This window comes from Parasalinivibrio latis, assembly GCF_036825535.1.
Lineage (GTDB): Bacteria > Pseudomonadota > Gammaproteobacteria > Enterobacterales > Vibrionaceae > Parasalinivibrio > Parasalinivibrio latis.
In genome coordinates, this window is record NZ_CP098812.1 from 2867077 (window position 1) to 2879994 (window position 12918).

13 protein-coding genes and 1 tRNA gene are annotated in these 12918 nt (G+C 47.2%); 5 read left to right on the plus strand and 9 right to left on the minus strand.

The window, feature by feature from the left end:
• Position 1 precedes the first annotated feature (1 nt).
• From flgB to NF212_RS13260, 3 genes are all read right to left on the minus strand, one after another.
• The gene (gene flgB, locus NF212_RS13250) at positions 2-397 is read right to left on the minus strand and encodes a flagellar basal body rod protein FlgB (protein ID WP_434356363.1); all 396 of its coding nucleotides are present in this window, start codon (positions 395-397) and stop codon (positions 2-4) included.
• Between the two features lie 128 nt (positions 398-525).
• Positions 526-1353 (minus strand): CheR family methyltransferase, encoded by an 828-nt coding sequence (locus NF212_RS13255; protein ID WP_434356365.1) that lies wholly within the window; start codon positions 1351-1353, stop codon positions 526-528.
• Between the two features lie 19 nt (positions 1354-1372).
• On the minus strand, positions 1373-2293 hold the full coding sequence (locus NF212_RS13260; protein WP_434356367.1) for a chemotaxis protein: 921 nt from the start codon (positions 2291-2293) through the stop codon (positions 1373-1375).
• Between the two features lie 135 nt (positions 2294-2428).
• Between NF212_RS13260 and flgA the strand changes: the two genes are divergently transcribed.
• The 3 genes from flgA to flgN all read left to right on the plus strand — a co-directional run bounded on the left by flgA (position 2429) and on the right by flgN (position 3990).
• Entirely contained in the window at positions 2429-3127 is a 699-nt protein-coding gene (gene flgA / locus NF212_RS13265) for a flagellar basal body P-ring formation chaperone FlgA (protein WP_434360886.1), read from the plus strand.
• 88 nt (positions 3128-3215) lie between these two features.
• On the plus strand, positions 3216-3530 hold the full coding sequence (flgM, locus tag NF212_RS13270) for a flagellar biosynthesis anti-sigma factor FlgM (RefSeq protein WP_434356369.1): 315 nt from the start codon (positions 3216-3218) through the stop codon (positions 3528-3530).
• Positions 3531-3558: 28 nt separating this feature from the next.
• A complete protein-coding gene (gene flgN / locus NF212_RS13275; protein ID WP_434356372.1) occupies positions 3559-3990 on the plus strand; it encodes a flagellar export chaperone FlgN in 432 nt (143 codons plus the stop codon).
• 78 nt (positions 3991-4068) lie between these two features.
• Here the strand turns inward: flgN and NF212_RS13280 are convergent, their stop codons facing one another.
• Positions 4069-4497, minus strand: a complete 429-nt coding sequence (locus NF212_RS13280) for an LPP20 family lipoprotein (RefSeq protein ID WP_434356374.1) — start codon at positions 4495-4497, stop codon at positions 4069-4071.
• 9 nt (positions 4498-4506) lie between these two features.
• Positions 4507-5139, minus strand: coding sequence for a FlgO family outer membrane protein (locus NF212_RS13285; RefSeq protein WP_434356376.1), 633 nt, complete (start codon positions 5137-5139; stop codon positions 4507-4509).
• 182 nt (positions 5140-5321) lie between these two features.
• Here NF212_RS13285 and NF212_RS13290 point away from each other — a divergent pair, with 182 nt between their 5' ends.
• Together NF212_RS13290 and NF212_RS13295 are read left to right on the plus strand one after the other, a co-directional pair.
• Positions 5322-6467: a flagellar assembly protein T N-terminal domain-containing protein gene (locus NF212_RS13290; RefSeq protein WP_434356378.1), complete on the plus strand. Its 1146-nt coding sequence runs from the start codon at positions 5322-5324 to the stop codon at positions 6465-6467.
• Between the two features lie 45 nt (positions 6468-6512).
• Positions 6513-6588: transfer RNA gene (locus NF212_RS13295), tRNA-Arg, on the plus strand.
• A 314-nt stretch (positions 6589-6902) separates the two neighbouring features.
• Here the strand turns inward: NF212_RS13295 and NF212_RS13300 are convergent.
• The 4 genes from NF212_RS13300 to ligA all read right to left on the minus strand — a co-directional run bounded on the left by NF212_RS13300 (position 6903) and on the right by ligA (position 12906).
• Positions 6903-7604, minus strand: coding sequence for a YccT family protein (locus NF212_RS13300; protein WP_434356380.1), 702 nt, complete (start codon positions 7602-7604; stop codon positions 6903-6905).
• 76 nt (positions 7605-7680) lie between these two features.
• Positions 7681-8754 carry a porin gene (locus tag NF212_RS13305; protein ID WP_434356382.1) on the minus strand — a complete coding sequence of 358 codons (1074 nt, stop codon included), beginning with the start codon at positions 8752-8754 and terminating at the stop codon, positions 7681-7683.
• A gap of 575 nt (positions 8755-9329) precedes the next feature.
• The gene (gene gltX / locus NF212_RS13310) at positions 9330-10751 is read right to left on the minus strand and encodes a glutamate--tRNA ligase (protein WP_434356384.1); all 1422 of its coding nucleotides are present in this window, start codon (positions 10749-10751) and stop codon (positions 9330-9332) included.
• A gap of 139 nt (positions 10752-10890) precedes the next feature.
• Positions 10891-12906 (minus strand): NAD-dependent DNA ligase LigA, encoded by a 2016-nt coding sequence (gene ligA, locus NF212_RS13315; RefSeq protein ID WP_434356386.1) that lies wholly within the window; start codon positions 12904-12906, stop codon positions 10891-10893.
• Positions 12907-12918 lie beyond the last annotated feature (12 nt).

Sequence of the window (12918 nt, forward strand, 5' to 3'; positions counted from 1 at the left end):
ATTACTCTCCTTTCAGCGCCTTGGTCATGTTCTTGAACTTACTGCCAAGAAAATCCAGTGATGCCTGATACTCCAGGGCGTTCTGCATGAACAGGTTTTGTTCTACTTGCATGTCAACGGTGTTGCCATCACCTGTATCCGGCTGGTCCGGCACTCGGTACATTTTTTCACCGCTAACCGTTGTGGAGGCAGCAATATGCCGACTGTTAGTCCTGCTGAGGCCAATGTTTGCCCCAGAGGTTGCCGCTGAAAGCGCACGTTTAAAGTCGAGATCTTGCGCCTTGTACCCAGGGGTATTTGCATTGGCAATATTGCTGGAAAGCACTTCAGCACGCTTTTCACGTACGCCGACTGTGTATTGGTGTACACCCAGTGCTTTATCAAATGAAATTGCCATTGGCCGCCTCCTTATATCACTTGAGATATTCAAGCAATTTCGATGCCAATGTTGAATCATGTTTTTTAGGCAACAAAAAAGCGGCAACTTTTGTGCCGCTTTTTCATTTGCCTGTATGGTCGGTAGGTTTACTTAAGCTTGTAAATAATGCCCGGATTACAACGGACCATCTCAAACTTGTCTGTCAGACCAGTCAGTGACTCTGAAGCCCCCAGCATTAGGTATCCACCGGGATTAAGGCTGGCTGCCATCTGGTTTAGCACCTTGGATTTAATGTCTGCCGAAAAGTAAATCAAAACATTTCTACAAAAGATGATATCGAACTTCCCAAGCAGAGAGTAACTTTCCAGCAAGTTCTGGTGTCGGAAATTGACCAGACGCTTTACGTTATCCATCACCTCCATCCTGCCATCACCCAAGTCTTTGAAAAATGTTCGCTTTCGCTCAGGGGACAGGCCTCGACCCAATGCCAGGCTGTCGTAAATTCCCGTGCGACAGTTGGCAAGCATTGTGGAGGAAATATCCGTCGCGGTAACTTGTACACTGCTGACAGAGCCAGGCTTTTTCGCCTGCGTTTCCAAAACCGTCATTGCTATTGAATAAGGTTCTTGGCCGGATGAACTGGCTGCAGACCATATTTTTATTGGACGACGTCCTTCTCCCAGTTCAGGTAAAAGCCTGTTTGCCAGAACTTCAAAAGGATATCCGTCACGAAACCAAAGGGTTTCATTGGTAGTCATAGCATCAACAGCAGCGACGCGTAAATCCCTGTTGCGTCCAGAGATAACCTGCGTGAGAAGTTCACCCAGAGAAGGGAGACCATGTCTCGATACAAGCGGACTCAAGCGGCTTCTAACCAGATACTGTTTACTGTCACCAAGAACAATACCGCATTGTGATTCGAGAAACCGGCAAAAATCCCGATATTGCTGATCGCTTATAGTTATATTTGTCATTTGGAACTCATTGTTAATATCAGCTCATCGCTGCGTCGAGTACAGCGGTACCCAATTCATCAGGGTCAAATTTTGCGATAAATGCATTGGCCCCAACACGCTGTACCATCGCTTCGTTGAACACACCACTGAGAGAGGAATGTAGAACTACGTGCAGCTGGCTTAAAGATGGATCCTTTCGGATTTCCGTTGTCAGTGTATATCCATCCATTTCAGGCATTTCGATATCTGAGATGACCATGGCGAGCTTGCTCTGTATATCACCCTCTTCGGCCATTTCTTTCAATATATTCAGTGCTTCGCGGCCATCTTTTGCCACAACCACTTCATAACCTACGCCTTCAACAGCCCGCTTAACTTGACGGCGAGCCACACTGGAATCATCTGCGATAAGAACCAGTTTTGGTTGTTCGGGCGGAACTTCCTGGATTTTGGCCTGTACGTCTTCACTGATTTCTTCATTAACCGGCGAGATTTCGTTGAGAATTTTCTCTACATCAAGGATCTCTACCAATTCACCGTCTATCTCAGTCACAGCGGTCAGGTAATTAGATTTACCGGTACCGTCAGGAGGCGGAAGTATATGCTCCCAGTTCATATTGACGATTCGTTCAACCGAAGAAACCAAAAATGCCTGCACTGTTCGGTTAAATTCTGAGATGATCACAAAACGGTTTTCAGGGTCATCAATCGGTCGGCCACCTGTTGCCAGGCTCATGTCAATGACCGACACTGTCTGGCCACGAATATGCGCAACACCCTTAACTAAAGGATGTAGGTTTGGCATCATAGTCAGTCGAGGACATTGAAGTACTTCTTTGACTTTAAATACGTTTATGCCATAACGTTGATTGCGCATTAGCTTAAAAGTCAGCAACTCAAGACGGTTTTGGCCCACAAGTTGCGTACGTTGGTTTACCGAGTCTAAAACGCCCGTCATACCTGAAACTCCATCGTCTATCAAAGGATTGGTAGCGTGGTGCCGGGCTCAGGATACCCAGTACCGTAACCTTGGTTTTTAAGCCCTGTCGTCTGACTGCGACACTTGTTTTACCTTCAAGGTAGTCTGTTGATTATGAACGTTCTTCGCAAAGCCTGCATTATTATCGGCACCTTTTTTTCTTCCTTGAGCCCAAATTGGGCCTTCGCTTACACCGACCCACTGCTGGCAGTACGTCAAGTTGCAGAGGATTTTGTCAGCGGTGTTGTAGAAAAACCAGCGCTTGGAAAACTGAGAATTGAAGCCGGTTACATCGATCCCAGACTACGCCTGACCATCTGTCCGACACAGTTGAACGCCACCATTCCCGGTAAACAAAAACTGAATTCTACCGTAACTGTCCAGGTAACCTGCCCCGACCACAACTGGCAGGTTTACGTCCCCGTAGCTATTAAGCTCTTCACACCGGTTGTCGTAGCAAAGCGGCCATTGGACCGCGGCATGATATTGCTGGCGGATGATTTATCCATCCAATTGGTAGAGAGCCGTTTACAGCGGGGCCAAAGTTTTGATGACATCAGTGACATTTCCGGGGCAAGGACAAAGAGATCCATTGGTATGGGTCAACCGATATCCGGGTTCGATATCTGCGTTGTTTGCCGAAATGATGAAGTCATTATCAATGCCAGCGGCGATGGGCTGAATATTATCACCAAAGGTACAGCGCTCAGTGATGGTGGGATTGGGGAACAAATTAAAGTTCGAAACAACCGTTCGCGCAGAATTGTCGATGCTATTGTGACGGGCATCGGCGAAGTATCGGTTAATTTTTAACAATATGCGGTTTATTTGCTAAAGTTGAGACAAGCGTGGCCGATATCACGGTTAACTAAGATCTAACCTCTTGCAAAGGCACCTTACTATGCCAGGAATTAATCAGCTTAGACCCGGCCAGACTTATGTGACATCCAAAACGAACCAGGATTCAGCACGGTCCGGCTCGGTGTCACGCGAGTCCCCAGAGAGCCCCCGCAGCAAAGGGGATTCCGTATCACTGAGCAGTGAAGGACGGGCTATTGGACAAATGCAGAATCAACTTGCAAGTGAGCCACAATTTGACTCGGCAAAAGTAGCCCGGATCAAACAGGCTATCGCTGACGGTTCTTATTCTATTGATGCAGACAAGCTGGCCTCGAACATCATGAAGTTTGAAGACGAGCTAAAAGATATTCGATAGTCGGTAAAAATTTAGTTCTGTAGACAGTATGACAAAAGAAACCATTACAGCACTTCTCACCAGGCAAACCGACAATATTGCCGGCTTGGTAGAGCTATTAAGAAAAGAAACTGAAGCCATCGCGTCCCGCGATTCCGGACGTATCCAGTTAGCAGCCAATGAGAAATTAGATCAAATCCTGAAAGTACAGGCTACTGACAAAGAACTGGCAACTGTTCCTGGTTTCAGGGAGCTACTTTCTGATCCTGACATTGCCGAAAAAGTGGGGGCTATCCAGTCAGCCATGGCTCAGTGCAAAGTACTGAATGAAGAAAATGGAAAAGCGCTTCAACGTGCTCAACTTAGCATGCATAAGCTTCGCAACTTGTTCCAGCAAGCGATGAAAGATCACGAAATGACCTACACTAACGAAGGGGTAGCGTCAGGCCGTAAAACATTGGGCACTAACATCAAAGCCTGATTTTCTGACTCTCCATACAAAAAACGGACTTGCTGCAACAGCAAATCCGCCTCGGTAATCTATTAGCAAACAAAGCTATTAATAGATAATCTGTTCGTTTCTGGGCACATTGTAAGATTCTCCAAAACTTTTCATTTTGGTCATCTTTTTCAGATCCAGACGCATTTCCGTTACGTAGCTGTCGCCAACCGGGTAGCTGCGCACAACCTCTGCGCCACGAATGATGCCATCGACAGCGCCGTTGCTCCGATCCTCTCCCAGACTTTGATCATCTACACCGGTCAGGCCACTGATTCTCAAGCCATACACCTGCTCGGCCAGTTCACGATAAGCCTCTACTTTTGAAGCACGCATCGCACGAACTCGTCTCTCTTCATCAGTATCACCACGCTGGGTACTGATCGATGCTGTACCAACTGCGGTGATAATCTCGTCCTTTCGCATTTCGGTCAGTGGCTGGCAGGCCGATACGAAAAGCACCAACAGTGTCATAAACCAAACTTTCATTCAGTTCTCCTAAGGTTTCAGCACAACGGTTTCGCGAGGGATTGTCTGGTCGTCATCACGGATAATGACCCCATTAGCCATACGAACTTTATTTAGGGTATCAATATCACGACCTATGCGGTCTGACGGCAAGAAGCCTTGCGCAGATGCCACAACAACACGAGACCTCAGGCCGATGATACGGGCATTGATCAACACGCCACCACTTTGCCTCAGCATGGTGCCAGTCAGGACAAAATCAACTTCCTGCTGGGAAGCCAACTGACGCCAGTCCCTGCTGAGGGAAAAATCACCGTCTTCCGTCACTTTAATCGTTCCGGTGGTTTTGTAATCCACTACGGTGTAGCCGCGTTTTTGCATCTGGTAAATAAACCCCTCGGTCACCGTGTTCCCAAGCCAGTTGGTTTCTTCCAGATGTTGCACGTCCACAAAAGAGGTAATGGCTACAGGCGTACGCGGTGTCAAATAGTTGTTGGACTCCACCAACTGCTCTGCCATGTTCTCGATAAAGAAGTCAATCGTATGACGCGGATTCATCTCAAGGGTATACCGCGTACCCGAATAAGGTTCTTTACCGTTATAAATTGGCTGGCCACATGACACGACAGATAACGCCAACAAAAGTACGATGCTGATTCTCATGCTTCCCGCTCCGCTCTCTGCGGCTGATTAAGTCTTGTTCTCTATGTTGAACAGACCAGATGTTTTTACGAAAAGGAACGCAAATTGCATTCAAAACAATATGTATTGGTACACTGTAGATGCGGCAAAACATATCGCTGCAATACAGTTAAGCAAATTCCATACCCATGAAGAGCAAAACAATGAAAAAATATCTCCTCACCCTGCTTTCCGGGATAGCTTTCATGACGGTAGCAACTCAGCCCGTGAGTGCAGCCTGGTATGAAGTGACTGGAGCCTCACCTGTATTGAAAAGCGAGGTAGATGCGCGTCAACGCGCAATGGAAGATGCATTGTATCAGGCCACTACTTTTTCAGGTGCCGACCTTGGCAGCCTAAAAGATCTTTACCCATACCTTAAAGATATCAAACGGGATTACCGGTTCAGCGGCAACGAAATAAGGCATATAGAGGTACTGAAACAAGAAATCTCCCGGGGAGTGTTTTACCTAAGGGCTCGCATTGATATCTACCCGGCGGCAAATGGTTGCCACATCAGCCAGTACCGTAAAGGCGTACTACTCAGCCGGTTTGATATTGTTTCCCCCCAACAGGCCAGCCTGGGAAGCATCTATCAATTTGGGGATGACTTTACCGTGCTGTTGAAGCGACAGCTTGAAACTGGGGCTCAAAGTTTTGTCGTTACAGGCATCACCGATGTAAATGTTAACCCCGGTCAGCCGCAGGAAGCCACCATGGTGGCTGAAGACAACGATGCGCAATTTATTGTGACAGGAGAGATCACTGACCTCTCAGCAACTCTAGAACAGAGAACTCTCGGCAAAGATCAGGTGAACCGGCAACTTGCTATTGTCATTAATGTTATTGATGGCCGAACCGGCGACGTGGTTTACACCCACAATTACCGGGATATTGCTCTTTGGCCGTTTGACAGGTTCAGTCAGGTAGATACGATGACTGCCCGTTTCTGGCAATCACCGTATGGGGATATGGCCCGCCGTATGAGCCGCACTATTCTTCTGGATCTGGAGTCAGCTCTCTCTTGCCGGGCAACTTACCCTTCCATTATTAACATTCGCGGTCAGAGTGCAGAAATTAACGTGGGTCGAATCCATGGCGCTAAACAGGGTGATGAATTACAACTTTGGCACAGCTCATCCTTTGTCGATCAAAACGGTATACCGAGAAGCAGGCTGGTAAAGAGTGATATGAACCTTCGGGTTACACGTGTATACGACACCACGTCTGAAGTCTTGGTTGAACAGCCAGAATTAGCAAATAGCATCCAAATTGGCGACTTGGTAACCAAACAGCTCAAGAAAAAATAGGAAGTAGTTAAAACTCCTCTTCTTTTCTGTATAATCGGCGACTGTGCTCCTATAGCTCAACAGGATAGAGCAGTCGCCTCCTAAGCGACCGATCGGGGTTCGAGTCCCTGTGGGAGCGCCATTTCTAACCTTCCCTTTTCGCACGATTGCATCAAACCCTCAGTCCTCACTTATATCGAACGTCTAACCGTTCTTGGTTTTTATTCGGCGATTTATTCAATGGCTAACCGATGAATTGTTTTCGGTGCCGGGTAGTACCAGTTCTTTCAATGCTCTTGTAAACATTAATGAGAATGAATAACGAGTTGACAGCATTCGCGCAAATCATCCGAATGATATTGGTTATTGGGTGTGCGTGGAACGAGGAAAGACGGAGTTGGATTTGATCAAATTGTAATCCGCCCAGCAAGAATTCCGGGCGGCTTGTGTAATTTGTTAACCGTTAATGTTGTCCATTGCCCAAAGCATAAATGCTTTTTTATCTTCAACAGGAAGATCGAGGAAAGCTTTTTTCAAAAGCTGGGTTTCAAAAGAGCCATCAGACTTAATTTCCGGACTCGTATTTGTTTTTACTGCAGGGGTGGCTTTTACAGTATTCGTTGAAACAACTGGCTTTTTATTTTCTGCAGCTTTGTTTACTGCCAACGCTTCAGCTTCAGTGTTGAAATTGTAGTTGTGTGCTTGGTTATATGTATCAAGCTCTTTTTCATAATTTCGGGTAATACCTTTTCCTGGCATCAGTACACCTTGGTGAACTGCAAACGTTTTTCCTACGCTATCTTTAACAACCACTTCAGGGTTAAGTTCAAACTCTTTGGCTTGATCTTGTCTAGTGATAATTTGTGAAGGTTCTACCAACAATTCTTTGTTATTTGCATCAAATGTTAATACCACAGGGTATGAACGGAATTTGTCAAACTCAGCCTGATGTTGAACCAATTTGGAAACACGAACCACGATTTGGTTCGTCCCGTTTTCCAGGTCAATTTCACTCCTTTTCCCCAGAGTAAAACCAAGCTCTTCCCCATTGATAATCATTGGTTCGAGGTCCTGGTGCAGCTTCACCGTAACCGCAGCGTAAGAACTCATAGAACCAAGAAGAATACCGGCAAGTGCCACGATTTTGATGAGCTTCATTATAATTTACCTCTTTTAGCAAAAAAGCGAGCATCCCAAGATGCTCGCTATATCGTTGTTTTTCCAACTCAAAGAATTAGAAGTAGTACTCAGCACCCAGCAGGACGTTAGTACCGTCACCTTCTTTGTCATCACCCTTCATATCGTAGCTACGGATGTCCATGTAGAGGTAGCTGCTAGGAAGCAGGTAACCCAGGCGACCGGTGATAGCGGTTGAACCGTCGTCATCACCCTTAGAAGAGTCTGAAGTTGCTGCATAACCTGCCTTCAGAACCCACTGACCGTTGATGATGTACTGAGCGGTTGCAGAGTAAGCATCCTGGTCGTTATCGGTGAGGTCATTTTGCATCGCTTTCCAAGCAGCTGTCAGAGTTACGTCACCCAGGAACAGGCTACCACCGACGATAGAGTAAGAAACATCGCCACCCTTTGCATCAGGGTCTGCAGGAGTACACTTAGTGCCATCTGGCTCAGCTGGATCAAGCTCACACTTAGCTGCTACAGGAGCATCGTATTTACCCTGACCATAGTAGCCTGCATGAACACTGAATACCTTGTTGGTGTAAGATGTAGCAAAGCTGTATACCATCGCATCGTTAGTAGTATCCATGCCACTCAGAGTAGCCTGGAAGTTGATACCGCCAAAGTTTGCAGAATCGAAACGAATAGTGTCGTTGGCACGGTCTTGGTAGCTGGCATCAATGGTGTTGTGCCAGTCAAATACGTTACCCAGACCAGGGTTTGAGTGTGGCCAGTCAACATAGTTGTACGCAGCTACCAGCTGGCGACCGAACTTCAGTTGACCAACGCCGTCGAAATCAAAACCGAACCAAGTATCACGGCCACCGAATGCACCCATGCCATCGCCGTTACCACCACGGTTCCAAGCGTTGCCAGTTTCCATTTGGTAGATAAAGTTAGGTTCGAAGTTGTCAAACTCAACAGTACCTTTGATACCGATACGTGATTCGATTTCAACGACGGTGTTGTTATCTTTTGCTTCTGGGTTGTTCAACTGCAGGCTACCTGCTGCTTGACCGTAAAGCTGTACAGCTTGGCCGTGCAGTTCGATTGCTGCGTTTGCAGAACCAGCCATCGCTGCTACTGCTACTGCTGCGCTCAGAAGTGAACGCTTAAACATTTTCTCCATGGATAACTCCTTAAAAAGTGTAAAAGTACCTGTCTGCTTTAGTGGCCGCCGAAGCGGACAGGATTGGTTAGAAGTTTGTGTTTAAATGCAGGTACAACTTTACCTACTTTTTTTATTTCGAAAAGATAGTGATGTGTAATTCTTGAGGTAGTTCAAATGATTGAATAAAAAATTTTATATTATTGATTTTAAAGGCATTTATTGAGATAGTTTTTGCTGATTTATAAATATCACAAATAATTTGTCCATTTTTTGCGACTAAAATCTCATTATAGAAAGGAACAAACCAAGGGGAATCTTTGTCTGTGTGTGGATGAGGTCACGAAAGAAGAGCTAGATGCAGAGAACGAACAGTAAAAGCGAGAAAACTATGCACGAAAAATCATCACCCACGCTTATTCGTTATGCTTCTCAAAGATTAAATTTCATTATTTCATAAAGATAAATTAACAGTTTTGTTTTTCAACTTTACGCATAGTATTGACACCTCTTTTTTCTCTTCATGAATTAATAAGATTTCGGTCACAAAAAAAGCCGGCATGCCGGCTTTTGGATTTTGCATTGATAGGAAATCTTTATTGCGCTTCACGCTCTGCGATAAATGCCAGCGCCATTTGGATTCGGGCAACAACACGCTCTTTGCCAACCAAGCACATTACAGCATCTACAGATGGGGATTGACCACCGCCGGTAACAGCAACACGCAGCGGCATACCGACTTTACCCATACCCACTTCCAGATCTGCACATGTATCAGCGATTACCTGGTGAAGGGCTTCAGTGCTCCACTCAGCCAGGGACTCAACCTTTGCCAGGGCGGTCTCAAGCGGCGCTTTTGCTACCGGACGCAAGTGCTTCTTGGCTGCGTCAGCATCGAAAGTTTCAAAATCCTGATAGAAGTAACCAACTTGATCAGCCAGTTCCACTAAAGTATTACAGCGTTCGCCAACCAGCTTGATAACTTCCTTTACATCCGGGCCGTTGGCTGTATCGATATTACGCTGGTCCAGATGCCACTGCAGGTAAGAGGCTACATATTCTGGGTCTGATGTTTTGATATAGTGGTTATTGAGCCACAACAGCTTTTCAGTGTTGAAAGCTGAAGCTGACTTGCTGATCTTGTCCAGGCTGAACAGTTTTGTCATCTCTTCGATAGAGAATACTTCCTGGTCACCGTGAGACCAACCCAGACGTACCAGGTAGTTGAGCAGCGCATTAGGCAGGTAACCGTCATCACGGTACTGCATCACGCTGACCGCACCATGGCGCTTTGACAGTTTGGTACCGTCATCACCAAGGATCATTGAACAGTGAGCAAACTCAGGCACCGGAGCACCCAACGCCTGATAGATATTGATCTGGCGCGGAGTATTGTTGATATGGTCTTCACCACGAATGACGTGGGTAATTTCCATATCCCAGTCGTCAACCACAACACAGAAGTTGTATGTCGGGCTGCCATCTGTACGACGGATGATAAGGTCATCCAGCTCGCTGTTCGAGATCTCGATACGTCCGCGGATGTGATCGTCAAATACAACACTTCCCTCAGTAGGGTTGCGGAAACGGATAACATGCGGGTCGCCGTCTTTAGCTCCTGCATTCGCTTCAACAATACGAGGATGCGCTGCGTCGTAACGAGGCTTTACACCGGCCGCCATTTGCTCTTCACGGATTTCATCCAGAAGCTCTTTGGGTGCGTAACACTTGTATGCCTTGTCCTCGGCCATCAACTGGTCGATCAGCTGGTTGTAACGATCAAAACGCTTGGTCTGATAGTACGGACCCTCATCCCAGTTCAGACCCAACCAATCCATGCCTTCGATGATGGCATCTACGGCTTCCTGAGTTGAACGTTCCAGGTCGGTATCTTCAATGCGCAGTACAAATTCGCCTTCCATATGCTTGGCAAACAACCAAGAATAGAGCGCGGTTCTTGCACCACCGATGTGAAGAAAGCCGGTTGGGCTCGGTGCAAAACGGGTTTTTACTTTCATCACTTATGTCCAAATAGTTTTGATCGCAGATGATTATATCTACACAAAAGAGCCGACAATTGTATCACTCAAATGAATCGGGACAATCTTCATCCCTGATGCTGAGCATGACAATTTCGGCTCTGGAGTAATTTAACGCTTAGTTGCCAGCCAGCAATGCCAACATTCCGTCCTCATCCAGGACTTCAATACCCAACTCCTGGGCTTTAGTCAGCTTGGAACCGGCAGCTTCCCCGGCAATAACCAGATCTGTTTTCTTGGATACACTGCCGGTCACTTTTGCCCCCAACGCCTGTAGTGCCGCCTTTGCATCACCACGGGACATTTGTGACAAGGTTCCTGTCAGGACAACTACTTTACCGTCAAGTGGTTGAGGTTTGTCTACGTCAGGCTCTTCAATTTCCGGCCAGTGAACACCTTTTTCCTGCAACTGTTTGATAACTTCCTGGTTATGCGTTTCAGCAAAGAAACCGATGATATGACGGGCTACAACTCCGCCAACGTCAGGAACAGCAACAAGTGCTTCTTCATCTGCTTCCATGATTGCGTCCAGCGTACGGAAGTAGTTAGACAGGTTTGCTGCTGTCGCTTCACCGACTTCGCGAATCCCGAGGGAATAAAGGAAGCGTGGCAGCGTGGTTTCTTTTGATTTTGCCAGCGCATCAATCACATTCTGGGCGGATTTTGGCCCCATGCGATCCAGAACTGTCACCTGTCCGGCTGTCAGTGAGAAAAGATCAGCAGGAGTGGCAATCATCTCTTTATCAACCAACTGCTCGATGATTTTGTCACCCAGTCCATCAACATCCAGTGCTTTACGGGAAGCGAAGTGCTTGATGGCTTCTTTGCGCTGGGCACCGCAAATCAAACCGCCAGTACAGCGGGCAACCGCTTCACCTTCTACACGTTCCACATGGCTGCCACAAACTGGGCAGGCCTCCGGAAACACAATCTCCCTTGCACCTTGTGGGCGACGGCTTTCAACAACGCCAACAATCTGGGGGATCACATCACCGGCACGGCGAATAATCACGCTGTCACCGATATGAACCCCAAGACGGGCAATTTCATCTCCGTTATGGAGCGTGGCATTGCTGACGGTCACACCTCCAACAAATACCGGATCAAGCTTGGCTACAGGCGTCACTGCGCCAGTACGGCCAACCTGGAACTCGACATCCTGCAAAACAGTGATTTCTTCCTGTGCCGGGAATTTATAGGCAATAGCCCAACGTGGAGCCCGGGCAACAAAGCCCAATTTCTCCTGCTGGTTAATGTCATTTACCTTATTTACAACACCATCAATCTCATAAGGCAATTCATCCCTTCGTGTGAGGATATCGCGGTAGTACTCCAGCAATGCAGTGAGGCCTTTCACCTGCCGGATTTCCGGGCTTACTGGCAGCCCCCACTCTTTCAGTTGTTGCAGACGCTCATATTGCCCCTCAGGCAAGGTAGTATCTACAACCCCGATACCGTATGCGTAGAACTGTAGCGGACGTTCAGCGGCAATTTTGGGGTCGAGTTGCCGCAGGCTGCCCGCTGCTGCATTTCGGGGGTTGGCAAAAGTTTTCTCACCTTTTTTCAGCGCCCTTTCATTCAGTGCATCAAAACCGGCCTTAGGCATAAACACTTCACCACGCACTTCAATACGAGAAGGAATACCCTCTCCGCGAAGCTTCAGCGGTATATTGCGGATAGTGCGAGCATTGTGGGTGATATTCTCGCCGGTCGAGCCATCGCCACGAGTCGCCGCGCGAATAAGCACACCATCTTCATACAAAAGGCTGACAGCAAGACCATCCAGCTTTGGCTCACAGCAATAAACCAACTCACTGGCATCTTTCAGGCGGTCAACAATACGCTTTTCAAAGGCAGACATGTCTTCATCACTGAAAGCGTTGTCCAGCGACAACATCGGCATTTCATGTTTCACACTCTCAAAACCGGCAAGAGGTTGCCCGCCTACCCTCTGGCTTGGCGAATCCGGAGATACCAATTCCGGGTTCTCCGCTTCAATGGCCAGCAGCTCCTGCATCAAACGGTCATATTCAGCGTCAGGAATTTCCGGCGCATCGTCGACGTAGTAACGATAGCCGTGATAATTCAGCTCATCTTTTAATTGTTGAAGTCTGTTCTGGATTTTTGCTGTCATCTTAGTTACCGG

Coding starts and splice junctions, on each gene's coding strand:
- flgN (WP_434356372.1), top strand. CDS start 3,559: ATGACAAAAGAAACCATTACAGCACTTCTCACCAGGCAAACCGACAAT.
- flgM (WP_434356369.1), top strand. CDS start 3,216: ATGCCAGGAATTAATCAGCTTAGACCCGGCCAGACTTATGTGACATCC.
- NF212_RS13260 (WP_434356367.1), bottom strand. CDS start 2,293: ATGACGGGCGTTTTAGACTCGGTAAACCAACGTACGCAACTTGTGGGC.
- flgB (WP_434356363.1), bottom strand. CDS start 397: ATGGCAATTTCATTTGATAAAGCACTGGGTGTACACCAATACACAGTC.
- NF212_RS13280 (WP_434356374.1), bottom strand. CDS start 4,497: ATGAAAGTTTGGTTTATGACACTGTTGGTGCTTTTCGTATCGGCCTGC.
- NF212_RS13255 (WP_434356365.1), bottom strand. CDS start 1,353: ATGACAAATATAACTATAAGCGATCAGCAATATCGGGATTTTTGCCGG.
- ligA (WP_434356386.1), bottom strand. CDS start 12,906: ATGACAGCAAAAATCCAGAACAGACTTCAACAATTAAAAGATGAGCTG.
- flgA (WP_434360886.1), top strand. CDS start 2,429: ATGAACGTTCTTCGCAAAGCCTGCATTATTATCGGCACCTTTTTTTCT.
- NF212_RS13300 (WP_434356380.1), bottom strand. CDS start 7,604: ATGAAGCTCATCAAAATCGTGGCACTTGCCGGTATTCTTCTTGGTTCT.
- NF212_RS13305 (WP_434356382.1), bottom strand. CDS start 8,754: ATGGAGAAAATGTTTAAGCGTTCACTTCTGAGCGCAGCAGTAGCAGTA.
- gltX (WP_434356384.1), bottom strand. CDS start 10,751: ATGAAAGTAAAAACCCGTTTTGCACCGAGCCCAACCGGCTTTCTTCAC.
- NF212_RS13290 (WP_434356378.1), top strand. CDS start 5,322: ATGAAAAAATATCTCCTCACCCTGCTTTCCGGGATAGCTTTCATGACG.
- NF212_RS13285 (WP_434356376.1), bottom strand. CDS start 5,139: ATGAGAATCAGCATCGTACTTTTGTTGGCGTTATCTGTCGTGTCATGT.